Annotated in this window: 22 protein-coding genes; 11 read left to right on the top strand and 11 right to left on the bottom strand. The window is 65.4% G+C overall.

Annotation, left to right across the window (positions count from 1 at the left end; genetic code table 11):
• Positions 1–49 precede the first annotated feature (49 nt).
• From DM374_RS30650 to DM374_RS30630, 5 genes are all read right to left on the bottom strand, one after another.
• The gene (locus tag DM374_RS30650; RefSeq protein ID WP_110973258.1) at positions 50–1,300 is read right to left on the bottom strand and encodes an OprD family porin; all 1,251 of its coding nucleotides are present in this window, start codon (positions 1,298–1,300) and stop codon (positions 50–52) included.
• 78 nt (positions 1,301–1,378) lie between these two features.
• Complete coding sequence (locus tag DM374_RS30645) at positions 1,379–2,761, bottom strand: tripartite tricarboxylate transporter permease (protein WP_175650427.1); 1,383 nt, start codon at positions 2,759–2,761, stop codon at positions 1,379–1,381.
• Complete coding sequence (locus tag DM374_RS30640; RefSeq protein WP_110973257.1) at positions 2,761–3,219, bottom strand: hypothetical protein; 459 nt, start codon at positions 3,217–3,219, stop codon at positions 2,761–2,763. The genes DM374_RS30645 and DM374_RS30640 overlap by 1 nt, the downstream gene beginning before the upstream one ends.
• Positions 3,220–3,319: 100 nt before the next feature.
• The gene (locus DM374_RS30635; protein ID WP_110973256.1) at positions 3,320–4,234 is read right to left on the bottom strand and encodes a hydroxymethylglutaryl-CoA lyase; all 915 of its coding nucleotides are present in this window, start codon (positions 4,232–4,234) and stop codon (positions 3,320–3,322) included.
• A 2-nt stretch (positions 4,235–4,236) separates the two neighbouring features.
• Positions 4,237–5,523, bottom strand: coding sequence for a hydroxymethylglutaryl-CoA reductase, degradative (locus DM374_RS30630; RefSeq protein WP_110973255.1), 1,287 nt, complete (start codon positions 5,521–5,523; stop codon positions 4,237–4,239).
• 147 nt (positions 5,524–5,670) lie between these two features.
• Between DM374_RS30630 and DM374_RS30625 the strand changes: the two genes are divergently transcribed.
• The 4 genes from DM374_RS30625 (at position 5,671) to DM374_RS30610 (ending at position 11,233) form a co-directional block, all read left to right on the top strand.
• On the top strand, positions 5,671–7,059 hold the full coding sequence (locus DM374_RS30625; RefSeq protein ID WP_110973254.1) for an aminotransferase-like domain-containing protein: 1,389 nt from the start codon (positions 5,671–5,673) through the stop codon (positions 7,057–7,059).
• 71 nt (positions 7,060–7,130) lie between these two features.
• The gene (locus DM374_RS30620) at positions 7,131–7,640 is read left to right on the top strand and encodes a sigma-70 family RNA polymerase sigma factor (RefSeq protein WP_095156726.1); all 510 of its coding nucleotides are present in this window, start codon (positions 7,131–7,133) and stop codon (positions 7,638–7,640) included.
• Between the two features lie 5 nt (positions 7,641–7,645).
• Positions 7,646–8,644, top strand: a complete 999-nt coding sequence (locus DM374_RS30615; protein ID WP_110973260.1) for a FecR domain-containing protein — start codon at positions 7,646–7,648, stop codon at positions 8,642–8,644.
• Between the two features lie 96 nt (positions 8,645–8,740).
• A complete protein-coding gene (locus DM374_RS30610; protein ID WP_110973253.1) occupies positions 8,741–11,233 on the top strand; it encodes a TonB-dependent siderophore receptor in 2,493 nt (830 codons plus the stop codon).
• A gap of 20 nt (positions 11,234–11,253) precedes the next feature.
• Here the strand turns inward: DM374_RS30610 and DM374_RS30605 are convergent, their stop codons facing one another.
• Positions 11,254–11,724 (bottom strand): Lrp/AsnC family transcriptional regulator, encoded by a 471-nt coding sequence (locus tag DM374_RS30605; protein ID WP_110973252.1) that lies wholly within the window; start codon positions 11,722–11,724, stop codon positions 11,254–11,256.
• A gap of 123 nt (positions 11,725–11,847) precedes the next feature.
• On the opposite strand from DM374_RS30605, the gene DM374_RS30600 reads away from it, so the two are divergent.
• On the top strand, positions 11,848–13,020 hold the full coding sequence (locus DM374_RS30600; RefSeq protein WP_110973251.1) for an MFS transporter: 1,173 nt from the start codon (positions 11,848–11,850) through the stop codon (positions 13,018–13,020).
• A 127-nt stretch (positions 13,021–13,147) separates the two neighbouring features.
• On the opposite strand, the gene DM374_RS30595 is transcribed toward DM374_RS30600, so the two are convergent.
• Both DM374_RS30595 and DM374_RS30590 read right to left on the bottom strand, forming a co-directional pair.
• Positions 13,148–13,456 (bottom strand): hypothetical protein, encoded by a 309-nt coding sequence (locus DM374_RS30595; protein WP_110973250.1) that lies wholly within the window; start codon positions 13,454–13,456, stop codon positions 13,148–13,150.
• Positions 13,457–14,188: 732 nt separating this feature from the next.
• On the bottom strand, positions 14,189–15,259 hold the full coding sequence (locus DM374_RS30590) for an AbrB family transcriptional regulator (RefSeq protein ID WP_110973249.1): 1,071 nt from the start codon (positions 15,257–15,259) through the stop codon (positions 14,189–14,191).
• 128 nt (positions 15,260–15,387) lie between these two features.
• On the opposite strand from DM374_RS30590, the gene DM374_RS30585 reads away from it, so the two are divergent.
• Positions 15,388–16,290: a LysR family transcriptional regulator gene (locus DM374_RS30585; RefSeq protein WP_110973248.1), complete on the top strand. Its 903-nt coding sequence runs from the start codon at positions 15,388–15,390 to the stop codon at positions 16,288–16,290.
• Between the two features lie 6 nt (positions 16,291–16,296).
• Here DM374_RS30585 and DM374_RS30580 read toward each other — a convergent pair whose 3' ends face one another.
• The 3 genes from DM374_RS30580 to DM374_RS30570 form a co-directional block, all read right to left on the bottom strand.
• Complete coding sequence (locus tag DM374_RS30580; protein WP_110973247.1) at positions 16,297–18,450, bottom strand: TonB-dependent receptor; 2,154 nt, start codon at positions 18,448–18,450, stop codon at positions 16,297–16,299.
• 72 nt (positions 18,451–18,522) lie between these two features.
• Positions 18,523–18,918 carry a DUF2946 family protein gene (locus DM374_RS30575; protein WP_110973246.1) on the bottom strand — a complete coding sequence of 132 codons (396 nt, stop codon included), beginning with the start codon at positions 18,916–18,918 and terminating at the stop codon, positions 18,523–18,525.
• A 72-nt stretch (positions 18,919–18,990) separates the two neighbouring features.
• Positions 18,991–20,130 carry an AraC-like ligand-binding domain-containing protein gene (locus DM374_RS30570; RefSeq protein ID WP_225422624.1) on the bottom strand — a complete coding sequence of 380 codons (1,140 nt, stop codon included), beginning with the start codon at positions 20,128–20,130 and terminating at the stop codon, positions 18,991–18,993.
• Positions 20,131–20,434: 304 nt separating this feature from the next.
• On the opposite strand from DM374_RS30570, the gene DM374_RS30565 reads away from it, so the two are divergent.
• From DM374_RS30565 to DM374_RS30545, 5 genes are all read left to right on the top strand, one after another.
• On the top strand, positions 20,435–21,247 hold the full coding sequence (locus DM374_RS30565; protein WP_225422625.1) for a transporter: 813 nt from the start codon (positions 20,435–20,437) through the stop codon (positions 21,245–21,247).
• Between the two features lie 52 nt (positions 21,248–21,299).
• The gene (locus tag DM374_RS30560; protein ID WP_110973244.1) at positions 21,300–22,340 is read left to right on the top strand and encodes a phenylacetaldoxime dehydratase family protein; all 1,041 of its coding nucleotides are present in this window, start codon (positions 21,300–21,302) and stop codon (positions 22,338–22,340) included.
• 20 nt (positions 22,341–22,360) lie between these two features.
• Entirely contained in the window at positions 22,361–22,987 is a 627-nt protein-coding gene (nthA, locus tag DM374_RS30555) for a nitrile hydratase subunit alpha (protein WP_110973243.1), read from the top strand.
• 1 nt (position 22,988) lies between these two features.
• Positions 22,989–23,675, top strand: a complete 687-nt coding sequence (nthB, locus tag DM374_RS30550; protein WP_110973242.1) for a nitrile hydratase subunit beta — start codon at positions 22,989–22,991, stop codon at positions 23,673–23,675.
• A 174-nt stretch (positions 23,676–23,849) separates the two neighbouring features.
• Complete coding sequence (locus DM374_RS30545) at positions 23,850–25,364, top strand: amidase (protein WP_110973241.1); 1,515 nt, start codon at positions 23,850–23,852, stop codon at positions 25,362–25,364.
• Positions 25,365–25,468 lie beyond the last annotated feature (104 nt).

Raw genomic sequence — 25,468 nt, 5'->3', positions numbered from 1 at the left:
AACCTTTCGGCTAGCGATTTAGGCCCTTGAACCGATCACCAACGCTGAATCACAACACCGAAAGCGGATAACTCACAATCACTCGATGCTCATCGAACTCATTGCTGCTGAAGTCCCGGCGCAAGGTCGAGCTGCGCCATTTGATGGTCAGGTCGCGCAGGGACCCGCTCTGGAGGGTGTAGGCCAGCTCGGTTTCGCGGCCCCATTCCTTGCCGTCGCGCACTGCGCCGATATGCACGTTGTCGCCGCTGATGTAGCGGGTCATCAGTTGCAGCCCCGGCAAGCCCTCGGCGGCGAAGTCGTGGTCGTAGCGCAGTTGCCAGGAGCGCTCGCGGGCGTTGTCATAGCTTGAGTTGAAGCTGTCGTTGGCCAGGCTGGTGCCCGCCGTGCCGTTGACCCGCATCCAGCCGGTATCGCCGCTGACCCGTTGCAGGCCGACATAAAAGGTGTGCGCGCCGGTCCGCGCCGACAACATCAGCGAGCCGGTACGGTTGTCCATCTCTCCGGCCAGTGAGCGGCCGCTGTCCTTGCCGACGAACCAGCCGAGGTTGGCGCCCAGGGTCCAGTTGCCCACGGCCTGGCGGTGAATCAGGTTGTAGTACTGCTGGCGGTAGATGTCTTCAAGGTCCGAGTGCCAGACCCCGACCTGGGTCGCCTTGTCGTTGAACAGGTATTCCGCACCGACAATGTCCAACTGGTCCGAGGTCGCGCCCGGCCGCCCGCCCATGAACATGTCGTCCATGCTCGCGTCGTTGCGCGGGCTGTTGCCACGGAAACGCGCGCCGTACAGCGTCAGGTCGGTGATCTCGCGGGAGGTGATTTGCGCGCCCTGGAAGGTCTGCGGCAGCGAGCGACCGTCGTCGGAGCGCAGCACCGGCAGCATCGGCGACCATTCGCCGACCTTCAGTTCAGTCGCGGACACCTTGGCCTTGAGCGCCACGCCCAGGCGGCCGAAGTCATCGGCCGGGCGGCCATCGTCATGCACCGGCAGCAGTTGCGTATTGGCCGTGCCGCGGCCGCCGTCCAGCTTGACCGAATACAGCCCCAGCACGTCCACGCCGAAGCCGACGGTGCCCTGGGTGAAGCCGGACTTGGCGTCGAGGATGAAGCTCTGGGTCCATTCCTCGGCCTTGCCTTGCGGGAACGCCGGGTCGACGAAGTTACGGTTGATGTAGAAGTTGCGCAGGGTGAGTCCGGCCTTGGCGTCTTCGACGAAGCCCTGAGCCTGGACGGCGCCGGTAGTCAGCAGCAGGCAGGCGCAGGCAGCCGGCACGCGGCGAGGGGTGCAAAGGATATTCATTGTTGTTGTTCCTTTTTTGCGGGCGAGTGAAACCACGCAGCCGGCCCGGGCTGCGTGGGGTAACGAGGAGAAATCAGGTCAGGCGAACAGTGCGACGATGGCCGGCACGCTGAGCACGGCGGTGTAGTAGCCCATGAACTGCACACCGATGTTGAAACCGATGAAGCGGTAGAGGAATCCGCCCAGCAGGCCGATGGTGAGGATCACCAGCAAGCCCAGCAGGCCGCCTTCCCACAAACCGATCACCAGGATCAGCCCGACGAAGGTGGCGATCACCGCCTCGTGGCTGATGCGCCGCGACACGAACGAGGCGGCGCGGTGGGCGAAGTTCATCGAGAACGGGTAGGCGATGAGGATGGCGATGACCACCGCGAGCATGCCGAAGGCGAGGAATTCGCCCGCGCTGAGCAGGTTGTGCAGGTTGTTCACCTGGCCGGTGGCGGTGTCCACGGTGAACCGCGGCGGTGCGTTGAACAGCGGCGCCGCGGGGCCGGCGGCCACCGGGCTCAGCGGCAGGCCGAAGGCGATCAGCGGGATCAGCGCCTCGGCAATGTAGGTGGATTCGGTGACGCCGTTGCGCACGGTGATTACCGAGGTCAGGCGGTGGTAGGCGTGCTTGATGCGCGCACCGACCACTTCACCGAGGATCACCGTCATCGCCACCGGGCTGAACACGAAGGTGGCGCTCGACACGGTGGCGGTGGCCAGGGTCCAGCCGGCCTGGCGGCGGTCGAGGACTTTCAGCGGGTTGGGGAACCAGCCGCCCCAGCCTTTCACGTCTGGCGACAGCGAGAAGGTCCGTGGTTCGTTGCGCTTCATCCGCGCCCGCTCCGCCGGGGCAAGCATGGCGAACAGCGCGGCGATCAGCGGGCCGATGGCGATGCCGAGGAAGTAGCTGACGCTAAGTTTGACCCCGTGCTGACCGGTGAGGGTCTGCAGGGCGATGATCACCAGCACGAACGGCAGCAGCGCCAGCACCGAGGCCCAGCGGCCCGCCGAGAAGTAGGCGATGGTGGTGGCGGCAGCGAGGAACACCCAGGGCGCCGCCTGTTTGATCGCGCTGCCGAACGGCGCCAGCAGCACGGCGAACAGCACCGCCAGCGGCACCGCGACCAGTGCCGCGATCACCGCGCCGGAAATCATCTTGCGCAGGGCAATGTGCGGCACACCCAGGTTGCGCAGGAAGTTCGCCTCGCGCATCAGCGGCGTAGCCATGGTGTCGCCGGGAATCCCCAGCAACGCCGTCGGCACCGCGTGGGTCATGTGCTTGGCCACCGCGCCGGCGAGGAAGAAGGTGAACACCCCGGCAGCGGGCACGCCCAGCAGCACCACCAGCAGGGTCAGCGGTGCCAGGGTGGTGGTTTCGTCGCTGCCGGAAATCAGGCCGATGGCGGAGAACACCACGGCGCCAATCACGCCCATCAGGGCGGCAATCAGGATCTGGTCGAACAGGGCGTCCATCAGGCGACACCTCCCTTCAGGGCCGCGCCGTGCGGGCGCGGTTGGGGTTGCTGCGGCGCAGGGGTTTCGGCGTCTGCGAAGAGGCGATCCAGGCCCAGTTCACGCAACTCGGCGAGTACTTCCGGGGGCAGGTCGGACATCTGGCCGAGGCCACCGTATTCGGCGCGCAGTTCTTCGATGACCTGCAGGCGCCACGCCGGGTCGGTGACGTGTTCCACCACATTGCGCTTGGGCTTGAACAGGCAGGCGCTGACGGCGCCGCCGACGAGCGAGCCGAGGATGCCCAGCAACATGGCGTAGGCGCGGGCCATCTGGTCGGACTCGACCCAGCCGGTCAGCAGGTGCTCAGCCAGAAAGAACGTACCCAGGCTGCACGCGGCGCCGACGGCGATGGACGCCATCAGGTGGCGACTGTCCACGGTGTCGCCCCAGACTTCATAGAGGTTGTCGTCAGCCATGGTTGGCCTCCGGGCGGAGGCGGTGCAGGCGGCATTCAGGTTTCATTGGAATTCTCCTGCCCTTGCGGGCTTGTTGTTTTTGTTCGGGAGCAACGTCGGTTCAGGGCTGGCGAGCGCTCCTCGCGGCCAGGGCCAGGCCGACACGGGAGCGCGACGGCTGGCCCAGTTCGGCGCTGATCCGCGCGCCGACCCGGGCTACGGCATCCAGGTCGATACCCGTTTCGAAGCCCATGCCGTGCAGCAGGTACAGCACGTCTTCGGTGGCCACGTTGCCGCTGGCGCCGGGTGAGTAAGGGCAACCGCCGAGGCCCGCTACCGAGCTGTCGAAGGTGCGCATGCCCAGGCTCAAGGCCGCGTGGATATTGGCGATGGCCATGCCGTAGGTGTCATGGAAATGGCCGGCCAGCGCGGTTATCGGCAGCGCCCTGGCGCAGTGTTCGATCAGTCGCGCCGTCTCGTCTGGCCGGCCCGCACCGATGGTGTCGCCCAGGCTGATTTCATGGCAGCCCATCTGGTACAGGCGGCTGGCGACCCGCACCACGGCGTCCGTGGCGACCGGGCCGCTGAACGGGCAGCCGAGCACGCAGGATACATAGCCGCGCACCGGCACGCCCGCTTCACGCGCGGTGTGCAGCACCGGGGCGAAGCGCTCGAAACTCTCATCGATGGAGCAATTGATGTTGCTGCGCGAGAACGCCTCGGAGGCGGCGGCGAACACTGCCACCTCGCGACAGCCCGCCCGCAGCGCGGCTTCCAGGCCCTGGAGGTTGGGCACCAGGGCGGAATAGGTGACGCCATCGTCGCTTGGCAACTGCCGGAACAACTCCTCGGCGCCGGCCATCTGCGGCACCCAGCGCGGCGACACGAAGGCGCCGCCCTCGATGTGCCGCAGACCGGTGGCCGCCAGGTCGAGAATCAGGCTCAGGCGAGCCGCCACCGACAGGTGCCGGGGCTCGTTCTGCAGACCGTCGCGGGCCGCCATTTCGACGATTTTCACCTTCTCGGACACGGCCATGATCACTCGCCGCGCTTTTCTTTGAGCAGCTCGACGGCGCGGTCGGTGCGCACGTCATGGGCCTGCACCAGGCGCTGGGCAACCCAGTCCACTTCGTCACCGCGCGCGCCGGCCACCAGGGCGATGTTGCGGGCGTGCAGCGCCATGTGGCCGCGCTGGATGCCTTCGGTCGCCAGCGCGCGCATGGCCCCGAGGTTCTGCGCCAGGCCCACGGCCACGGCAATTTCCGCCAGTTCCTGGGCGGTCTTGACCCCGAGGATGCGCAGCGACAGTTGGGCCAGCGGGTGAGTCTTGGTGGCGCCGCCAACCAGACCCACCGGCATCGGCATTTCCAGGGTGCCGACCAGATGGCCGTTGCCGTCTTTTTCCCAGGTGGTCAGCGAGCCGTAATGACCGCTGCGGCAGGCATAGGCGTGGGCGCCGGCTTCCACGGCGCGCCAGTCGTTGCCGGTGGCGACGATCAGCGGGTCGATGCCGTTCATGATCCCTTTGTTGTGGGTGGCGGCGCGGTAGGGGTCGATGGCGGCGAAGGAGTAGGCGTCGAGGATGCCTTCGATCACCTCTTCACCGCTGAACGCGGCGGATTTCAACTGCTCCGGGGTAATCCGCACCTGGGCACGGGCCAGACGCAGGTCGGCGAGGTTGGAGAGAATGCGCAGGCGCACCTTGCCGCCGGTGATCTCTTCCATCAGCGGCGCCACGGCTTCGGCCATGGTGTTGACGGTGTTGGCGCCCATTGCGTCGCGCACGTCGACGATCAGGTGGGCCACCAGCATTGGGCCGCGCGGGGTGTCGGCGAAGGTGTGCACTTCAATATCGCGGCAGCCGCCGCCGAGCTTGTTCAGCACCTGGTCCTTGCGGTTGGCCAGTTCGATGATTTCGTCTTTGCGACGCAGCAGGCTCAGGCGCGCATTGAGCGGGTCCTGCACGCCGACGATCTGCACCTGGGCGCGCATCAGCGGAGCACTGCTGGAGGTGATGAAGCCGCCGTTGGCGCGGGCCAGCTTGGCCATGTACGAGGCGGCGGCGACGATCGAGGGTTCTTCCACCACCAGCGGCACCAGCACGTCGCGGCCGTTGAGCTGGAAATTGCTGGCCACGGCATAGGGCAGTTCGAATTTGCCGATGACGTTTTCAATCATGCCGTTGGCGATGTCCATCGGCAGGGCACCGGTTTCGGCGAGCAGGCGCACGTCGTCGCTGCTCAGGTTCAACAGTTTGCCGATATGGTCCAGGCGGGCTTCAGGGGACAGGTTGCGGAAATCGGGCAGGCGCGAGTCGAGGCTCATGGGGGGCTCCGTTGGAGTCATTGTTGTTAGGGCGGCGGCTTGAGCGCGTCGCCGGCGTGGTGCTAAATGTGCAACCACTGTGCCCTTGAATAAAGGTACAGTTTCGCCCAACAGTACCCAGACTGTACCCAAGACAGGAGCGCGACGATGGCCCGTATCACCCTTGCCCAGCAGGTCGCCGACGCGGTGGAACAGCAGATCCGCGCCGGCGTGCTCAAGGCCGGCGAGCGTTTGCCGTCGCTGCGCGAGTACATGCGCCTGCACGGGCATTCGAAAAACACGGTGATCACCGCCTACGAAATCCTCGCCTCCAAGGGCCTGGTGGAAGCGCGTCACGGCCAGGGCTTTTTTGTCGGCGCCTTGCTCCAGGCGGCGGAAGTGGATGAAACCCCGCCTTACACCCGAGCCATGGACACCATCTGGATGATGCGCCAGCAGTTCGTCCGCGAGCCTGGCCTGGCGCCGCTGGGCGAAGGCTTTGCGCCGGTGTCGTGGCTGCAGGACATGCGCCTCGACAAATTCACCCGGCAAGTGATGCGCAGCGGCGCCGGCAATCTGTTTCGCTACGGCAATCGCCTGGGCAACCCGGCGCTGCGCCAGAGCCTGGTGCGCAAGCTGGCCAGCTATGCGATCAGCGCCACGCCGCGACAGATCGTCACCACCCATGGCGCCAACCACGCGCTGGACCTGATCATTCGCCGCTTCGTCGTTCCCGGTGACGCGGTGCTGGTGGAAAACCCCGGTTATTACCCGCTGTTCGGCAAGCTGCAATTGCAGGGCGCGCGCCTGCTCAGCGTGCCGCGCCTGGCCGACGGCCCGGACATGGTCACCCTCGAAGCGTTGTTGCGCAGCGAACGGCCCAGGCTGTTTTTCATCCAGTCCATCAGCCACAACCCCACCGGCTCCGACATTTCCCCGGCCAAGGCCCACCAATTGCTGCAATTGGCCGAGCGCCACGACCTGATCCTGGTGGAAGACGACGCCCTGGCCGACTTCAAGCCCAGCTCCGCACTCAAGGTCGCGGCGCTCGATCAGCTGCGCCGCTCGCTGTACATCGGCAGCTTCTCCAAGTCGGTGTCGGCGGCGCTTCGGGTCGGTTACATCGCCGGCAGCAAGGACATGATCGATGAGCTGGCCGACCTGAAAATGATGCTGCACACCAGTTGCTCCGAACTTTGCGAGCGCACCGTGGACGTGATTCTCGGAGAGGGGCATTTCCTGCGGCACCTGATGCGCCTGCAGGACCGGGCCCGCGAAGCGACGTTCCGTGGCCTGGAGGTGCTCGATGAGCTAGGCGCCGAGGTGTTCTGCCGGCCCGAGCAGAGCCTGTACCTGTGGGCGCGTTTTCCGGGGATCGACGACACGGCATCGTTCACCCGCGAGGTGCAAGGCAAGGGCGTGATGCTCGCGCCGGGGGCGATCTTCCAGACCAACCAGAAAGGCGTGACGCCGTGGACGCGGTTGAATGTGGCGTATTTACAAGAACCGGTGTTTGCCGACTGCATTCGTCGGGGGATCGACGCGGCCAGGAATTAAGGGAGTTGCGCCGCGCTTGGGCGAATCGCTAAGATTGCGAATCGTTATCATCTACTCAGGCATTCTGTCCCATGGGCACCCACAACTCATTCGAGCAGGATGTCGAAGTCCTTTATCTGCAGCATCACAGTTGGCTCAAAGGCTGGTTGCAGCGGCGCCTCGGCGAGGCGGCGGACGCCGATGACCTGGCCCACGACACCTTCGTGCGAATCATCCGCGCCCGCAGCCCGGTCAATGAGCTCAAGCAGCCCCTGGCGTACCTCGCCACCATCGCCAACAGCCTGCTGATCAACCGCTGGCGCCGCCTTGCGGTGGAGCGGGCCTACGCCGAGGCCCTGGCGGCGCAGCCGGAGCACGTCGAGCTATCTGCCGAGGCGCGTTACCTGCTGATTGAAACCCTGACCGAAATCGATGCGCTGCTGCACGGCCTGTCGCCGCGGGTGCGGGAGATTTTCCTGCTCTCGCAGCTCGATGGCCTGACCTACAAACAGATCGCTGTCCAGTTGGGCTTGAGCGTCAATCAGGTACAGAAGGCCATGCTCAAGGCCTTCAGCCGCTGCTACGCCAGCCTGTTCGAGTGATCGCCATGCCCTCCGCCAAACACGCCGAACCCCCCATCAGCGCCCGAGTCCGCGACCAGGCACTGGCCTGGCTGAGCCTGACGCAGTCCGGCGATATCAGCGAGGCCGAGTTGCAGCAATTGCAGCGCTGGCGCCAGAGCGACAGCGAGCACGAGCGTGCCTGGCAGCGCATGGCCCGGCTGCCGGGAATGCTGCACAACCACGCGCAGGTGCTGGACAACCCGGTGGCCCGCAGCGCGTTGCAGCACACCCGTTACGTCAGTGGCGACCGTCGCCAGGTGTTGAAACTGCTGTTCGGCGTCGGCGTGCTCGGCGCTGCGGCCTGGCACGGCAAGGACAGTCACTGGGTCCAGAGTGAACTGGCCGACCTCAGCACCACCACCGGCGAACGCCTGCACCAGACCCTGGCGGACGGCACCCAGGTGTGGCTGAACACCGGCAGCGCGGTAGACATCCGCTTCAGTGCCAATGAGCGCCTGATCGTGTTGCGCTTTGGCGAAGTGGACATCCTCACCGGCAACGACCCCGCGCACCGGCCACTTCGGGTTCAGACCCACGACGCGCTGTTGCGGCCGCTGGGCACGCGTTTCTGCGTGCGCTGCGACGAGGCCGGCAGCGGCACGCGGCTTTCGGTGAGCAGCGGGCGGGTGGCGGTGTCGGTGCCGGGCCGCCCGGCACAGCAGGTGGTCGAGGCGGGGACCCAGGCGTTTATCGACGCCCAAGGCGTGTCACGGGTGCGCCCGGCGGACCCTGGCAGCACCGCGTGGATCGACGGGTTCATCGTTGCCGAGCGCATGCGCCTGGGGGATTTCGTCGCGCAACTGGCGCGTTATCGCCGCGGCATTTTGCGCTGCGACCCGGCGGTGGCCGAGCTGCGACTGACCGGCTCCTACCCGCTGGACGACCCTGAACGGATCTTCTCGCTGCTCCAGGACAGCCTGCCGGTGAGCGTCCAGCGCCGCACCCGCTACTGGGTCACGGTGACGCCGCGCCGGGTCGGATAATTATTTTTTCGCCTGGCCGGCAGATTTTTCACGCTCGATTGGCTTAGGGGTAATCCCGCTGCTGACGCGGCCCCTCGACCCTCTCGGAAGTTGCTCATGACGTATCGCCTCCACCCACTGGCCCGTGCCATTCACGACACCCGCACCTCGGCCTTGCACCTCACCCTCGCGGGCAGCCTGCTGCTCGGCTTCAACCTGACCGCGCAGGCCGAGAGCACGGTGCAGGCGGCCAGCGCGGTGCGCGCGTTCAGCGTTGCCGCCGGGCCGCTGGACCAGGCACTCAGCCAGTTCGGCCGGCAGGCGGCAATCCCGCTGTCCACCGACGCGCGCCTGACCACCGGCAAGACCAGCGCCGGCCTGCAAGGCCAGTACAGCGTGGAACAGGGTTTCGCGCGGATCCTCGCCGGCACCGGTCTGAGCGTGGTGAAGAACGCTCAGGGCAATTACCTGCTGGTGCCCGCCGCCGACAAAAGCGACGCCCTGCAACTGGCGCCCACCAGCATCAACGGCGAGAACCTCGGGGTTAACACCGAATACACCCGTTCCTATACCACCGGCGCGGTGACCATCGGCAAGAGCGAGCGCAGCCTCAAGGAAATCCCGCAGACGGTGACGGTGCTCACCGCCCAGCGCCTCAAGGACCAGAACATCACCACCCTCAACGACGTCTACAACAACGTCCAGGGCGTGGTCGCCTACGGCGCGCTGAACGGCGACAACCAGCCCTATGCCCGCGGCTTCGAAATCGACAACTTCCAGATCAACAGTATCCCGATCCCCGCCGGCACCAGCACCGGCATCACCTCGCTGAACTGGACGGACCTGATCGCCTACGAGCGGGTAGAAGTGCTCAAGGGCTCGGCCGGTCTGTTCCAGGGTGCGGGCTCGCCCGGTGGCGCGATCAACCTGGTGCGCAAGCGCGCCGGCGCCGACTTCCAGTTCAACACCACCACCCAGGCCGGCACCTGGGACAACTACCGCCAGGAGGTGGACGTGCAGGGCGCGCTGAACGACGCCAAGACCGTGCGCGGACGCCTGGCTACCGCCTATGGCTCGCGCCACTACTTCTACGACGAGGGCAAGAGCGAGCGGGCGTCCACCTACGGCGTGCTCGAGTTCGACCTGACGCCGGACACGCTGCTCAGCGTCGGCTTCAACTACCAGAACGCCAACAACCACGCGACCATGGACTGGGGTCTGCCGAGCTACAGCAACGGCTCGAAGATCGATTTCAAGCGCTCCACCAACCTCAGCTCGCCGTCGGACTACAACGACGTCGAGTCGACGCAGTTCTTCGTCGAAGCCAAGCATCAACTCAATGACGACTGGAAAATCACCCTTGCCAGCAACTACACCCGGCTCAACCTGGACGCGCTGTACAGCAACACCGGCGGCCTGATCGACCCGGCGGACAACTCCGGCGCCTACAACTGGGCCGAAGGGCGGGGCGAGAACAACTACCAGTACAACACCGACCTGTTCGTCACCGGCAACTTCGACCTGCTGGGTCGGCGCAGCGAAGTCATCCTCGGCGGCAACGTCTCCCACAGCAAACGGGTGGCGGGGCGCTATGACGTGACCTGGTACGACGGCGCCTACGACTTCATTCCCGACATCACTCAATTCCACCCGCCGAAGTACGACACCACCGACAAATACCGCACCACCACCGCGACCCTCGACCAGCAGGGTGTATATGGCTCGTTGCGGGTCAATGTGATCGATCCGCTGGACGTCATCGTCGGCGCCCGCGCCAGTTGGTGGGACTACGCCCAGGACCAGCTCAACGAACTCAATGGCCGCCACACCCTCACCGGCCAGCAGACCAACGCCAAGGTGGTGCCGTTCTATGGCCTGGTCTACGCGCTGACGCCGGAATGGTCGGCGTACACCAGCTACTCGGAAATCTTCACCCCGCAGCTCAGCTACGAAACGGCGGCCGGCAACCCGCTGGCGCCGCGTTCCGGCGAGAGCTACGAACTGGGTCTCAAGGGCGAGCTGTATGACGGCGCACTGAACACCGCTTTCGCCATCTTCCGCACCAACTACTCGGGCCGCGCCCAGACCGACCAGAGCCAGCCGGCCACCTGCCGCTGCTACATCGCGGGCGGCAAGGTGCGTTCGCAAGGCTTCGAGGCGGAAGTCTCGGGCAAGGTCCTGCCCGGCCTGGAACTGAGCGCCGGCTACACCTACAACCGCAGCAACTATGTGCGCAACCCCGACAACGTCGCCCTGGAAGGCACCTCGTTCCTGACCTCGATGCCGGAACACATGCTGCGCCTGTGGGCCAATTACCAGTTGCCGGGCGAATTCTCCAAGTGGCAGATCGGCGCGGGCGGCAATATCCAGAGTGGCGTCTATGGCCGCTACATCGACAGCACCCCCGGCAAGGGCGTGAAAAACGAAACCGGCGGCTACGCCGTCTACAACGCCCGGGTCGGCTATGACCTGAGCCAGAACGTCAACCTGTCGCTGAACCTGGAAAACCTCTTCGACCGTACCTACTACTCGCAGACCGGCACCGTCGAAAACAGCACCTACTTCGGCAACCCGCGCAACCTGATGTTCACCGTGCGCACGCGCTTCTGAGGCAAGGGCGGTGCCGGTTTCTACACCGGCACCGCCGTCGAGTACTTGACCCGCGACAGGGCGAACTGCGAGCTGGCGGTCGCCACTGAAGGATGGCGCAGCAGCGTGCGCATCAGAAAGGCTTCGTAGTCGCGGATATCCGCCGCGACGATGCGCAACAGGTAGTCCCACTCGCCGGATACGGTGTAGCACTCGAGGATGTTGTCCTGCAGGGCGACGAAGCGCTCGAAGGCTTCGGCGTCCTGCTCGCCGTGGCTTTTCAGGCGCAGCGAACACATCACATCGACATCCCGGTTCACCGCGCGGCGGTCCACCAGGCGCACCGTGCCCTGGAGGATGCCGCGCTCTTCCAGCGAGCGCACCCGCCGCCAGCACGAGGCTGGCGAGCTGTCCACGGCTTCGGCCAGCGCCGTGCCGTTGAGGCTGGCATCCGCCTGCAAGGCGCGGAGGATACGGCGGTCGAGAGAATCCAGTTGATTCGAATTTTCCATGAAAGGGCGTCTGATGAAATCCGGGCTTCAGAGTATGCCCTGATGCCTGGGAATTTGATCAGACCTTTTCTGCGCCGAACGTCACACTGAGCGCCTTCCAACCGCTCTGGCACAGGCCCCTCCATGATCCGAACCCTTCCCCGTGCCGCTGGCATCGCCATGCTGTCGGGCGTCATCGCGGCTGGCCACCTGGGCAAAGTGTCGCCGGCGATCACCGCATTGCAGGATGAACTGCAGTTATCACTGGTGGCGGCGGGCTTTCTGCTGTCGCTGATGCAGGGCGCGGGCATGCTGCTGGGCTTGCTGATGGGCTTTTATTGCGACCGGCTCGGCGCACGCAACAGCATCGTCCTCGGCCAGGCGCTGCTGACCGCCGCCAGCCTGGCCGGGGCCACGGCCCACAACGCCGAAACGCTGCTGGCGTTGCGCGCGGTGGAGAGTCTTGGCCTGTTGATGGTGACGCTGCCGACCCCCGGTTTGCTGCGGCGGGTGGTGCCCGAGGACCGGTTGTCTTTCAGCATGGGGTTGTGGGGTTGCTACGTGGCGCTCGGCACTGCTGCGGCGTTTCTCGGTGGGCCGCTGGCGATCGAATGGTTTGGCTGGCGCCTGTGGTGGACCCTGCCGGCGCTGGGCTCGGCGCTGATGATCCTCTGCGTGCTGCGCTGGGTTCCCGCAGACCCGGCGCGGCCTGAACGGTCGGGCGACGGGTTGCGGCAGACCTTGCGGCAACTGCTTCAGGGCCGGGATGCCTGGCTGGTGGGGATCGGTTTTGCCCTGTACGCCGGGCAATGGCTGGCGGTGATTGGATTTTTGCCGACCATCTTCGCCGGCATGGGCGCCGGCCCGGTGCTGATCGGCGTGCTCTGCGCCAGTGCGGCGCTGGCCAATATTGTCGGCAGTCTTTCGGCGGCGGTGCTGTTGCACCGGGGTGTCGGGGTGAGTCTGTTGTTGCGGGTGGGGTATCTCGGCATGACGGTCATGAGCGTCATCGCTTTTTCATCCTGGAGCAGCGGGTTGCCGGTGATGCAGTTTGTGGCCTTGCTGATGTTCTCGGCGTTGGGCGGGTTGATTCCTGGCAGTTTGTTTCTGCTGGCGGTCAAGGCCGCGCCGACCCCGCAGCGGATCGCGTCAACGGTTGGGCGGGTGCAGCAATTGACGTCCATGGGGATGTTTTCGCTGCCGCCGTTATTGGCGAAGATGACCGCGTTTGCGGGCGGGTGGCAGTGGACGTGGGTGTTTAGTGGGGTGGCTTCGGTGGTGGCGGTTTTGGTGTTGGCGTTGCGGGAGGGGGAGTGAGGGCTGCGAGGTGCATGGCGATGGTTTTCTAGCGCTCTCAAGATCGAGCGCCGCGTGAGCGGCGCCCGATCTTCAGGGCGCTGAAGATCCACCGACATGCACCTGGCAGCCCTGACACGCTCCCCCGTCAGGTGCTCTGCCGTCGCCCCTGCTCAATAACCGTGTTCAACATCGACATCACCAGCGCCTGGCTCATTTCCAGCGACTGCTGGGTGGCCCAGGCCAGATCACTGAATTGCTGGTCGACCAGTTCGCTGAGCTGGAGATTGGTTTCGGCGGCCGAGGTCAGTGATGCCGACAGGTGCGTGAGCGCATCGCGGAATTCGGCGCCTGCGCAGACGGCGAAGAGGGGTGGGTGGCCGGCGGAGGAGCCGAATGGGGTATGGGTGGTGTAGAGGGAGGAGGTTTGAGGTGGGTCGGGAACAAGCTTTTTCATCAGTGAATCCTTGGTCAGTTGAAAGGAGTCACCACGAGCGCGCTGTCAAACGAGAGGGTGGCAACTGTGCGCGGGTTGACAGACCAGGGACCAAGGACCCGGCGCGCCCGAAGGCGCCCACACGCACAGCCGCCATAAAGGACAACCAGCGTCTTGGATCGGTCCAGCCTGTCAAAGCCGGTCGTTGATGTGCAACGACGGGCGAAGACTAGGCAGCGTTTCCCAAGAGCGCAACGGCTGATACGGCGCGGGAGTATGCTTGGGGAATTGCCTACAAGAAAGCCGGAAATAGCCGGGATTTCGTTGCTATATGCGACACCTTTTGGGTGGGTGGGGCGTGGGATTCGGTCAGGGCAGTCAGGTGCATGCCGGTGCATTTTCTGTGTTGGTGAAATCGAGCGCCGCTTGCGGCGCATCGCGAGCGAGCTCGCTCCTACAGGTATTCCGGCGTGCTCTTGTCTGTCATGCCAAGGTTGATCGCCCTGGTGATACCTCCGTAGGAGCGAGCTTGCTCGCGATGCGCCGCGCAAGCGGCGCTCGATCTCAAGAACACTAGACCTCTGAAGCCATGTACTACCCCGCATCCCGATTGAAAAACTGCAACCGTCCCCCCAACTGTTCCCCCACCAGCGCCACCCGGGTTGTTGGCGCTGTAGAAACGGTCACTCAGGCGTTGCAATTGCTCAAGATCCACCCCGGGCCCCTGGTCAAGAACCTGCAAAACCAGCCTCCTCAGGCCCGCGTCAGTCGAATGATCTGCCGCGCACACCAGGCACCGGTCAGGATGACCCCGAACAGGCGCAGGGTCTGCATGGCCAGAACCATGCCGACGTCGGCGTGGGTTTCCACCGCGATAATGGCCATGGCGTCCAGTCCGCCGGGGCTCGTAGCCAGATACATCGACAGGAAGTCGCTGCCCACCGCCTTGGCCAGCAGCCAGGCACCCGCGGCGCACAGCAGGATCAGCGCCACCGCGCCGGCGATCATGGTCGGCAGGCGCTTCCACACGTAGCGCACGGTCTGGCGATCAAAGCGCAGGCCGATGTAGCAACCGATGGCGCCGTAGGCGAACGCCAGCACGCCGCTCGGCAGGGTGATGGTCAGCACACCGCCCAGTTGCAGCGCGGCGCCCAGCAGCAGCGGCATCAGCAATGCCCCCGCCGGCATCTTCGCGCCCACGGTCACCCCGAGCAGGATGACCGCCAGGCTGAGCAGCAGGTCACCCCACTGGGTGGCGTCGACCACTTCCGGCGCGCTGGCGGCGGCGCCGGCGACTTCGTCGGCACCGAGCAGATGGCTGACCAGCGAGCCAATCATCACTACGCACACCACCCGCACGTATTGCATGGTCGCCACCACCCGGGCGTCGGCACCGTTGTCCTCGGCCATCGACACCATCGCCGACGCCGCGCCCGGCGCGGTGCCCCAGGCTGCGGTGCTGCCGGGGATGCCGCCAAAGCGCACGGTGCCGAGCCCGACCAGCGCGCTGAGCGCCACCGTCAGGAACGTCGCGAACAGCATGACCTGCCACGACTGGCCGAGGGCGGCCAGCACCGACCAGCTTACCGAATGGGCCACCAGCAAGCCGACGCAGCCCTGGCCGAAGCGAAACACCTGGCGGTGCAATTGCAGGCGGGCACCGCAGACGGCGAAGACAATCGCCATCAGCATCGGGCCGAGAAACAGACCGGCCGGCACCGAGAACGCGTGCAGCGACTGGCCGGCAGCGCCCGCGCAGATGACAAGCGCAAGCCATTGAAAGACAGGGAAGCGGGAAGGGCGAACAGCGAGAGGGGTTTGCAACGTCTGAATCCTCCGAGACAGAGGGGCCGCGCGAAGGAACGTGCGGCTGGCGGAGAAAATTATCGACGCCACGATTCATCAAGTCTATTTTCTACTTTTGATGAATCCATAACTAAAATTGATGAATCATGGACCTACGCGATCTTACTTACTTTGAAACCATCGCCGACTTGGGCCATCTCGGCCGGGCTGCGGAAAAGCTCAATCGCAGTCAGCCAGCGTTGACCAAGAGCATCCAGCGCCTCGAAGAATCCCTCGGCACCAAGCTGTTTCAGCGTGACGGCCGGCGAATCAAGCTGACGGACGTTGGTGAACTGCTGCTGGTCCGTGGCCGGGAGCTGCAACGCAGCATCGCCGAGACCGAGCGCGAGGTGCGCGATTTTGCCAGCGGCCTGGTGGGCACTCTGCGCCTGGGCTGCGCTGCCAGCATGGCCGAGCACCTGCTGCCGCAACTCACCGCCTCGTTGCTGGAGCGCGCGCCGGAACTGACCCTGACCCTGTCAATCGCCCAGGACGATGTGCTCAAGGCGTCACTGCGGGCCGGGCAACTGGACGCAATCATCCGCCCGTTGATCGTCAACGATCCGGACTTCGAGACATGGCCCATTCTTGAAGACGAGGCGGTGGTGGTGGCCAGCGTCGATCACCCGGTGTTCTCCGGCCCCATCACCCTCAAAGACCTGTGCCAGTACCGTTGGGTCCTCGCCGGGCCGACGGTGACCGCACGGCGCTGGATCGACAACGCCTTCACCTCCAATCAGCTACCGCCACCGGTGGTGCAGGTGGAGACCAACTCCATCTCCCTGATGCCGCGCCTGATCGCCCAGACCCGGCTGCTCAGTTTCGCTGCGCGGGAAACCCTGGAGCATGGCCACGGCACCGCCTGGCTGCGGGAAGTGCCGCTGGCGGAAACCACCATGCGCCGCACCGTGGCGGTCTCGGTGCGGGCCGGGGCCTACCTGCCGCCCGCCGCCGAAGCGATGGTGGCGCTGCTTCGGGACAACGGGCGCAGGTACTTTCGTGGAGAGTGAGCGGCCTCAGTACTTCCAGCTCACCGCCACTTCCACGCTACGCGGTTCACCCAAGTAGTATTGGGTGTTGCTCTGGTGGATGAAGCGGGCGTAGACCTCGTCGGTGAGGTTGCGCACCCGGGCGCTGATTTGGGTGTGTTGGTCCAGGTCGTGGCTGACGAACAGGCCGTACATCGTATAGGACGGCACCCACATCGTGTTCGCGGTGTTGGCGTACACCGACGATACGTAGCGCGCATCCGCCCCGGTTTGCCAGCCCGGTGCGACGTCCCAGGTCAGCCACAGGTTGGCGACGCGGTCGGGGATGTTGACCGGGTTTTTGCCTTTGCGTGAATACAGCACGCCGCCGATGGTTTCGTTGAACTCGTCGTACTCGGCCCGCACCCAGGCGAAGTTGCCCGCCGCCAGCAGGGTCGGGGTGACCTTGAACGATGCCGCCAGTTCGATACCGGTGGAGGTCTGCTGGCCGGCCTGGTCGGTGGTGTTGGGCACGCTGGATGAGGGCACCGAAATGTTCTTGCGCACGATGCGATACGCCGCCGCCGTGGCGCTGCCGCGACCGTCGGCAAAGTCGAACTTGCTGCCCACTTCCACTTGCCGGCCAGTGCTCAGGTCGAGGTCGCCGACCTGGGCGATGGACGCGCCGGTCAGGCTGCCGCCCGGTGGCTCGGCGGAGGTGCTGTATTGGCTGTAGAGGCTGATGTCTTCGTTGATGTCGTAAACCAGGCCGAGGCGGCCGGTCACCGCATCCCAGCGGCGGTCGAGGCTGGTCCGCGCCGCGTGGTCCACCACCTCGAAGTCGATATGGTCGTAGCGCAGTGCGGACACCAGCGACAGCCGCTCGGTCAGGCGCGTGCGGTTCTCGACGAAGGCTGACGAGGTGTCGGTCCAGGTGCTGCGGCCCTTGCTGCGCGGGGCATCCATGCCGGGGATGTCGAGGAAGTGGTCGGGGGCGAAGTTGCCCGGCGTCACCGTGTCGAAGGCACCCTTGGACAGCGGGTAGTTGGTCTGCTGGTTGCGGTTGTAGTCCAGGCCGAAGGCCCAGTCGCTGGCCTGACCGAACAGTTCGCTGGCGTGGGTCAACTCGATGCGGTCGCCGTTGACTTGCTGGTCGTGGCGCTGCCGGTAGCCGCCGGAACGCAGGACCTGGCGGTTGTCGTCGCTGTAGCGGTAGGTCTCCAGGTTGCGGTAATCGCGCTGGCCGTTGTAGTGGTAGAAGGTGTTGCGCAACTGGGTGGCGTCGTTGAAGCGGTAGTCGGTGATCGAGCGCAGCCAGCGGGTGCGCTGCTCGTAGCGGCCGTCCTCGACGTTGTAGTTGGCGAAGCGCTCGTGTTTGTCGATATGCAACGTGCCGCCCAGTGGCCGCAGCACCGGTGCGCCCCAGTACGGGCTGTCTTCCTGTTCTTCCAGGTACTCGATCGCCAGGGTGTGGGAGAGCTGGTCGTTGATGTCGCTGAGCAGCGAGAAGGCCAGGTTGCCGGCCCCGTTTTCCTGGCGGTCGATGTAGCCGTTGGTGGCGGTGCGGCTGTAGTCGAGGCGCGCGTAATGACGCGGGCCGTCGCCATCGTTCAGCGCCTTGTTCACGCCGATGGCGGTTTCCATGGTGTCGTAGCGGCCATAGCTGACCCGGCCTTCGAAGCTGTCTTCATCGCGGCTGGCCAGGCGGGTGATGAAGTTCAGGCTGCCGCCCACCGCGCCGCTGCCGTTGAGGAAGGACGACGGGCCGCCCAGCAGCTCGACGCGGTCGTAGATCCAGGCGCCCACCGGCCTGCCGGCGGCGCCGTATTGCAGGTTGATGCCGTTGAACAACTGGCCGATCTGCGCGCCGTTGAAACCCCGATAGGACACGAATCCGCCCCAGCCGGGTGGCGCCGAGGCGTTGACGCCGGGCAGGGCGTTGGCCGCGTCCTGGAAGGTGCGCGCGCCGATGCGTTCCATGGTCTTGCGGTCGGCGACGCTGACCGAGGCGGGGTTTTCGCGAGCGCTCAGGTTCAGGCGCGAGCCGCTGGCGATGGGCGTGTCCAGATCGAGGCGGGTGCCTTCGCGGGGTTCGTCGGCCGCGGCGGTGATGGTGCTGGCGGGCAGCGTCAGGCTGTCATCCTGCGCCCACGCGCAGGTTGCGCTGCTGATCAGCAGCGCCAAGGTGGTCAGGCGAAACATGGGGTGCTTCCTGGCTTGTCTTCGATAAGCCGCAGCGGCCGGGCACAGAAAGGCCTGCCGTACGCGGCGATGTCAGTGCGAAGGAAGCAGGGCGGGGGAGGCGCGGGGGTTTATCAGCGGCCAGCGATAGCGCGGAGAGCGCGAGACATCCAGCACCGGCAGCGGCCTGACCGCTTCGCCGGCGAGCAGCCCGAGCAGGCCGAAAAACGCCGCGAGAATGATGGCGCTGAACAGGCTGGTCACGGCACAGCCGGTGTCGCCGGTCATGCTCATGGGCATGCCGCCGGCATCATCGAGGTTGGTGTGCACGCCGTGGTCATTGCTGACCGAGCAGAACGCACCATCGAGACCACTGAGCTGCAATCCGGCCATCTGCCCGTGGCCGATCGCGCACAGCACGGAGCTGAGCAGCACGCTGAAATACAGCGCCCAGGCGATAAGCGATTTATGTGGGCGGGCCAGGGTCATTGCGGCAGTGGCGCTCAGGGCAGAAAGTGAAGGGCGCGGCAATCATACATATTTTGTAATGTCTGCACAGGGTTAGCGCACAAGACTTGCTTCTCGCCATTCCTTCGGTGACACCCCGTGGAACTCACGAAACACCCGGCTGAAATGCGACAGGTCGTTGAAGCCCCAACTGAAGGCCAGTTCGGAAATCCGTGCACCGGCATTGAGCGGGTGGGTCAATTCGGCGCCGCAGCGTTCCAGCCGACGCCGCAACACGTAGCGCATCAACGAGCTGCCTTCGCGCTCGAACAGCTTGCCGATGTAGCGGCTCGACAGGCCGTTGGCCTGGGCAACCTGCTGGGCGTTGAGGCCAGGGTCGCGCAGGTGGTCGTTGATGTAGAGCTTGACCCGCGTCAGCGTCAGCGCCTGTGAGCGCGAGTGCTCCGGGTCCATGACCTGCAGGTTGCCCAGGGTCAGGGCGATCAGATGGGTGGCCGACTCCGACAGCCGCGCCATTTCGGTGGGGGTGAACTGGCCGATCTGGGCCGACAGGGTTTCCAGAAAGGCCCGCAGCACCCGGCCCATGGGTGTGTCCAGCGAGACCCGCGTGGCGGTGCGCGACTCCATGTCCACCACCATCTGGTTGAGGCTGGCCCGTGGCACGCTGATGATGATCTGCCGCCAGTCGCTGTCGAACGTCAGGTGGTGGGGGCGGGTGGCGTCGTAGATGGAGAATTCGCCGGGGCCGATCCGCGCGCGGCTGCCGCCTTGCTCCAGGCATTCGTGGCCTTCGAGCATGAGCACGGCGAAGTATTTGTCCTCGTCGCGGCAGCGCGGTTGCAGGTGGCGGCGGTTGACGGCCTGCGCGGCGGCGCCGACGTCGCTGACCCGCAGCAGCTCGCACTTCTGCGAGCGCACCTTGCCGTAGAAGGCCGGATTGGGCAGGGCGCCGATCTCTACGTCGGCGAACAGCCGCAGGATCATCTCGCGCCAGTAGTCCACCCGGTCGTTGAAGCTGTTGCTCAGCGTCGCCAGCTCGATGCTGTCGCTCGTCCAGTTGGCGGGCGACGGTATGCCCGCGCAGAAATCGTTGACCATCGTCGATGCACCCCAGTTATCGAATTTGTTCTCAGGATGAATCCTCAGCCCGCCGTGGTCCGGTCCTCGGTGGCGCTCATCGCGACGGCCCGACTCTTCGTATACCGAGCAGTCGCGAAGAAGCTGCACGCTCATTCATACACCCGCAAATCCCCACCCGCCAGTGCATCGGACGCAAGGGCCGACCAAGCACAGTTTTTGTTCCGTTTCAGCCAAGAATCACGGCGCCCGGGCTCTCATCCTTGAGTCACCGGCGGCGGGGAGGTTCGCCGGGCCTGTCTCCGTGCAGGAATCTGGCCAGGACAGCCGGTCATTCGAATGCCCCAAAGAGGGCCCCTGACTCAAGGCAAACAACATGAAAAGAACAAGCCTTTCGTTTTGCGAACTGAAGCACTCCGTGATCTGTGGTCTGGTACTGATTGGCGTGTCGTTTTCCAGCATGGCGGTTGAGGTGGCGCCCGGCGATTACGAGCAGTACCCCGCGGGCGCCACCATCGGCGCGATCTATTACCAGCACGCGACCACCGACGCCTTGCGCGCCGACGGCCATTCGGCCAGCTCCGACTTCAACCTCACCTCTGATATCGGCATCCTGCGTCTGCTTCACGTCATCCAGGTCAACGACAAGGTCACCATCGATCCGCAGTTTCTGTTGCCCTTCGGCCATGTCGCCGGCAGTGCCGACGCTTCGGCCCTGGGCAGCACCAGCGGCGTCGGCGACCTGATCCTCACGGCGCCGATCAAACTGTTGCTCAACAGCGCCCGCGACACCCTCAGCGCCAACGCCTACCTCTACGTCCCCAGCGGCAGCTACGACAAGAACGACGCGCTCAACCTCGGTGAAAACCGCTGGAAGGTGGATTTCCAGGGCGCCTACATCAAGCACTTTGGCGACAAGTGGGCGCTGGACCTGATCGGCGACGCCATCTGGTACGGCGATAACGACGCCTATGGCCCGACCTCCGCCACCCTCAAGCAGAAGGTTTCCTACGCCGCGCAACTGATGGGCCGCTACATGCCCGACCCGGCCACCGCGCTGGCGGTGGGCGTCGGCCAGCTCTGGGGCGGCGAAACCCGCGTCGATGACATCGACCAGGACAACCGTCAGCGCACCACCAACCTGCGCTTCACCGCGACCCGTTTCTTCACGCCCAAGGACCAGTTGCAACTGCAATTGGGCCGCGACCTCGTGGTGGAGAACGGGCCGCGCGAGGACTTCCGCTTGAACCTGCGCTACGCCCACATTTTCTAGAGCGCCCGATTTCCGCTGCCACACACCGACAACTAAAAATGAGGTCAGCCTGATGGAATCCGCAATCGACAAGCACCTGATGTGTCCGCGCCTGCGTCCGCGCCGCATCGACGATGACTACACCCCGCCATTCCCGGCCTGGGTCGGCCGGGCCGACGCCGAGGTCAGCCAATACGTGATGGCCTACTTCGGCGTGCAGGGCAAGGGCGAAAGCCAGTTGGGCGCGGTGTGCGCCGCGCTGCGCCAGATCGTCCAGCACCTCGGGCTGGACAACGCCCCACGGCACTACGACATGGCCCACTACGTTGATGCCGCCGGCTACGACAACATGATCGCCATCGCCTATTGGGACGACCCGGCGATCTTCCAGCGCTGGGAGGCGGACGAGCGCGTCGCTGGCTGGTGGAACGCCGCGCAGCGCGAGCAGGACGGCCTGGGCTACTTCCGCGAAATCGCCAGCCCCGGCGTCGAGCGCTTCGAAACCCTGTATGCCATGCCTGTCGGTATGGAAGGCGTCGGTCTGGCGATGGGCACCCGCAGTGGCGAAATCCAGGAGCATGGCTACTGGGGTTCGATGCGTGACCGTGTGCCGCTGTCGCAGACCGATGCGATGCAGCCCAGCGGCGACCTCAAGGCCAGCCGCGAACCGGCGCGGGTCAAGGTTGGCGGGCATGAAAACCTGGTGATCATCCGTTCAGGCCAGGACTGGAGCGAAACCGTCGAGGAGGAACGCGACCTCTACCTCGGCGAGATGGAGCCGGTGCTGCGCGCCGGCATGGACTTTCTGCGTGACGACGGCTTGCCGGTGGGCTGCTACAGCAACCGCTACATGCAGCACATCGACGCCCGCGGCCAGCGTGAGGAAAAGAGTTTTTCCGTCAGCCACTGGCGTTCGATGTCGCACCTGGAGCGCTGGTCCGAATCGCACCCGACCCATATCGAGATCTTCGGCACCTTCATGCGCATGGTTCAGCGCCTGCAGGGCGAGCTGAAATGGAAGGGCTATCACGAGGTGAGCGTGCTACGCGCCGCCGACCAGCATTACGAATACATCAACTGCCACCCAGGCACCGGCCTGTTGCGCGGCGTCTGAGCGCAGCGAAGGAGAATCGCATGAGCAAGCACAATAGCGCCGTGGCAGCGTCCGCGGCGGATCGCGCCTTCGCCCTGAAGCGGGCCCTGGAGGAACAGGGCCTGCTGCCCGAAAGCTACGTCGAGCAATTCACCGAGGTGATGGAAAACGATTTCGACCCGGCCAACGGCGCCCGCGTGGTGGCCCGCGCCTGGGTCGATCCGGCCTACCGCGAACTGCTGCTGCGCGACGGCACTGCCGCGTGCGCGCAGTTCGGCTACACCGGAGTGCAGGGCGAGTACATCGTCGCCCTGGAAAACACCCCGACGCTGCAGAACGTCATCGTCTGCACCCTGTGCTCGTGCACCGCCTGGCCGGTGCTCGGTCTGCCGCCGGACTGGTACAAGAGCTTCGAATACCGCGCCCGGGTAGTGCGCGAGTCGCGAAGTGTGCTGCGGGAAATGGGCCTGGACCTGCCGCACGAGGTGGCGATCCGGGTCTGGGACACCACCGCCGAAACCCGCTACATGGTCCTGCCGTTTCGTCCTGAAGGCACCGAGGGCTGGAGTGAAGAACAGCTCGCCAGTCTGGTGACCAAGGACGTGTTGATCGGCATCGCCCGGCCCGAGGTCGGTGTGCATGCCGATCACGGCAAGGGAGGGCACTGAAATGGACGGCATTCATGACCTGGGCGGCGTGCAGGGCTTCGGCCCGGTGGCGCACACCGCCAATTCCCTGAGCTACAAACCGGTGTTCCACGAAGACTGGGAACACCTCGGCTACAGCCTGCTGTTCCTCGGGGCGGGCGAGCTGGGGTTGTTTAACGTCGATGAACTGCGCCACGCCATCGAGCGCATGGAGCCCCGGCAGTACCTGACGTCCAGTTACTACGACCGGATCGTGGTCGGCACCGCCTCGTTGTTCGTCGAGAAGGGCGCGTTGCAGCAGCAGCGCCTGGAGCAACTGGCGGGCGGCCGTTATCCGCTGGCCCTGCCGCTCGGGCCGGGGCGCGAAGCACAGCCGCCGCGCGAGCCTTTCGAGGTGGGCGACGAGGTGCGGGTGCGCGACGAATTCGTCTGCGGCCATATCCGCATGCCCGCCTATGTGCGCGGCAAGCGCGGCGTGGTGCTGCACCGCACTACCCACGCCTGGCCGTTCCCCGATGCGGTGGGCCACGGCCAGCAGAGCCCGATCGAGCCGACTTATCACGTTTTGTTCACCACCCGGGAGCTGTGGGGCGATGCCGCCGATGACGGCACGGTGGTGGTCGATCTGTTCGGCGGCTATCTGGCTTTGTGCGAGAAGTCGCCGAGTGGTGATCAGGCAAGGCGAAAACAGGCGAGGAAGCGGAGTTGACTGGTTGTCAATGAGCATTCCGAGCCTGTTTTCAACGCAGCCTGATCGCCGCGCAGGCACTTCTCGTGCAAAGCCCTGCTCCAGGCTTGACGAACAGCGTTGGTGTGGCGAGTCCCCGCACGGACGATCAACCCCTCGCCACACCGTTTTTCTTCTTTTCAGCGAGATACCCTCATGGCCATTCGCAGACCCGATCCGACCGAACTCGACGACATTGCCGCCGACTTCGGCATCTCCCTCACGCCCGCGCAACTGGCGGGCTACCACGCCGCGTTGCAGGCCAACTTCGACGCCTACGACCAACTCGATGCGCTGCCTGACTATCTTCCCTCTGTACGTTATCCGCGTCAGGACGTTCATCACCCCGCAGCCGGCGACAACCCGCTGGGGGCCTGGCAATGCAAGGCGCTGATCCGCGGCCAGGCCGCCGGGCCGCTGGCGGGCAAGCGCGTGGCGATCAAGGACAACATCGCTGTCGCCGGCCTGCCGATGCTCAACGGCACTTTCACCCTCGATGGCTACACGCCGGAAGTGGACGCCACGGTGGTCACCCGTCTGCTCGACGCCGGGGCCACCATCACCGGCAAGGCGGTCTGTGAAGCGCTGTGTTTCTCGGGCGGCTCGCACACCTCGGCCAGCGGCCCGGTGCACAACCCGCGCCGCCACGGCTATTCGGCGGGCGGTTCGTCTTCCGGTTCCGCTGCGCTGGTGGCGGCGGGCGAGGTCGATATGGCGGTGGGCAGCGACCAGGGCGGTTCGGTGCGGATTCCCGCCGCGTACTGCGGCGTCTACGGCATGAAACCGACCCACGGGCTGGTGCCCTATACCGGTGCCATGCCGATTGAAACGACCCTTGACCACCTCGGACCGATCACCGCCACCGTGCGTGACAACGCCCTGATGCTCGACGCGCTGGCGGGCGTCGATGGCCTGGACCCGCGACAGGCGTTCGTTGGCGCTACGGGCGGTTATGTTCAGGCGCTGAGCCTTGGTGTGGCGGGCCTGCGTATCGGCGTGCTGCGCGAAGGTTTCGGCCAGGCCAATTCGGAGGCGGTGGTGGACGAGGCGGTGCGGGAGGCGGCGCAGGTGCTGAGCGGGCTGGGCGCCAGCGTTGCGCAAGTGTCATTGCCGATGCATGCCCAGGGGCCGGCGATCTGGCTGGCGATCGCCGCCGAGGGCGCCACGCAGCAAATGATGAAAGGCAACAGCCATGGCTTCAACTGGCGCGGGCTGTACCTCAGCGGCATGATCGGGCACCACGCCAGTTGGCGCGAGCGCGCCGATGAACTGCCGGACACGGTGAAAACCACGATGATCCTCGGCGAGTACATCAACCGCCAGTACCAGGGCCGTATGTACGGCAAGGCGCAGAACCTGGCCCGTGCACTGCGCGCGGCCTATGACGAACTGTTCGAGGATTTCGACCTGCTGCTGATGCCGACGCTGCCCTTGCGCGCCACGCCCCTGCCGGGGCCGGATGCCGGGCTGGAAGACACGCTGGGGCGGGCGTTCGAGATGCTCGGCAACACCTGCGGCTTCGATGCCACCGGGCACCCGGCGATGTCGATACCGTGCGCAGAAAGCGACGGCTTGCCGATCGGCCTGCAACTGGTAGGGCGGTACTTTGGCGAGAGGGAGATTTATCGAGCGGCTTATGCGTTTGAGCAGCGTTCTGGCGTGGGTGAATAGTTGAGTTTGAGGGCCTTATCGCTGCACGGGGGCCGCAAAGCGCTCGCCGGGAGGCCAGGTTACGGCTGCCATGTGCATGTCGATGGATTTTCAGCGCTCTTGAA

Origin of the sequence: Pseudomonas huaxiensis (assembly GCF_003231275.1) — a bacterium.
Classification (GTDB): domain Bacteria; phylum Pseudomonadota; class Gammaproteobacteria; order Pseudomonadales; family Pseudomonadaceae; genus Aquipseudomonas; species Aquipseudomonas huaxiensis.
The sequence above is the reverse complement of the archived record's forward strand: the minus strand, read 5'-3'. Positions and strand labels throughout refer to the sequence as shown.

What these genes read in the sequence shown, in the direction of transcription:
- DM374_RS30650 (WP_110973258.1), bottom strand. Translation starts at nt 1,300, where the DNA reads ATGAATATCCTTTGCACCCCTCGCCGCGTGCCGGCTGCCTGCGCCTGC.
- DM374_RS30645 (WP_175650427.1), bottom strand. Translation starts at nt 2,761, where the DNA reads ATGGACGCCCTGTTCGACCAGATCCTGATTGCCGCCCTGATGGGCGTG.
- DM374_RS30640 (WP_110973257.1), bottom strand. Translation starts at nt 3,219, where the DNA reads ATGGCTGACGACAACCTCTATGAAGTCTGGGGCGACACCGTGGACAGT.
- DM374_RS30635 (WP_110973256.1), bottom strand. Translation starts at nt 4,234, where the DNA reads ATGGCCGTGTCCGAGAAGGTGAAAATCGTCGAAATGGCGGCCCGCGAC.
- DM374_RS30630 (WP_110973255.1), bottom strand. Translation starts at nt 5,523, where the DNA reads ATGAGCCTCGACTCGCGCCTGCCCGATTTCCGCAACCTGTCCCCTGAA.
- DM374_RS30625 (WP_110973254.1), top strand. Translation starts at nt 5,671, where the DNA reads ATGGCCCGTATCACCCTTGCCCAGCAGGTCGCCGACGCGGTGGAACAG.
- DM374_RS30620 (WP_095156726.1), top strand. Translation starts at nt 7,131, where the DNA reads ATGGGCACCCACAACTCATTCGAGCAGGATGTCGAAGTCCTTTATCTG.
- DM374_RS30615 (WP_110973260.1), top strand. Translation starts at nt 7,646, where the DNA reads ATGCCCTCCGCCAAACACGCCGAACCCCCCATCAGCGCCCGAGTCCGC.
- DM374_RS30610 (WP_110973253.1), top strand. Translation starts at nt 8,741, where the DNA reads ATGACGTATCGCCTCCACCCACTGGCCCGTGCCATTCACGACACCCGC.
- DM374_RS30605 (WP_110973252.1), bottom strand. Translation starts at nt 11,724, where the DNA reads ATGGAAAATTCGAATCAACTGGATTCTCTCGACCGCCGTATCCTCCGC.
- DM374_RS30600 (WP_110973251.1), top strand. Translation starts at nt 11,848, where the DNA reads ATGATCCGAACCCTTCCCCGTGCCGCTGGCATCGCCATGCTGTCGGGC.
- DM374_RS30595 (WP_110973250.1), bottom strand. Translation starts at nt 13,456, where the DNA reads ATGAAAAAGCTTGTTCCCGACCCACCTCAAACCTCCTCCCTCTACACC.
- DM374_RS30585 (WP_110973248.1), top strand. Translation starts at nt 15,388, where the DNA reads ATGGACCTACGCGATCTTACTTACTTTGAAACCATCGCCGACTTGGGC.
- DM374_RS30580 (WP_110973247.1), bottom strand. Translation starts at nt 18,450, where the DNA reads ATGTTTCGCCTGACCACCTTGGCGCTGCTGATCAGCAGCGCAACCTGC.
- DM374_RS30575 (WP_110973246.1), bottom strand. Translation starts at nt 18,918, where the DNA reads ATGACCCTGGCCCGCCCACATAAATCGCTTATCGCCTGGGCGCTGTAT.
- DM374_RS30570 (WP_225422624.1), bottom strand. Translation starts at nt 20,130, where the DNA reads ATGAGCGTGCAGCTTCTTCGCGACTGCTCGGTATACGAAGAGTCGGGC.
- DM374_RS30565 (WP_225422625.1), top strand. Translation starts at nt 20,435, where the DNA reads ATGGCGGTTGAGGTGGCGCCCGGCGATTACGAGCAGTACCCCGCGGGC.
- DM374_RS30560 (WP_110973244.1), top strand. Translation starts at nt 21,300, where the DNA reads ATGGAATCCGCAATCGACAAGCACCTGATGTGTCCGCGCCTGCGTCCG.
- nthA (WP_110973243.1), top strand. Translation starts at nt 22,361, where the DNA reads ATGAGCAAGCACAATAGCGCCGTGGCAGCGTCCGCGGCGGATCGCGCC.
- nthB (WP_110973242.1), top strand. Translation starts at nt 22,989, where the DNA reads ATGGACGGCATTCATGACCTGGGCGGCGTGCAGGGCTTCGGCCCGGTG.
- DM374_RS30545 (WP_110973241.1), top strand. Translation starts at nt 23,850, where the DNA reads ATGGCCATTCGCAGACCCGATCCGACCGAACTCGACGACATTGCCGCC.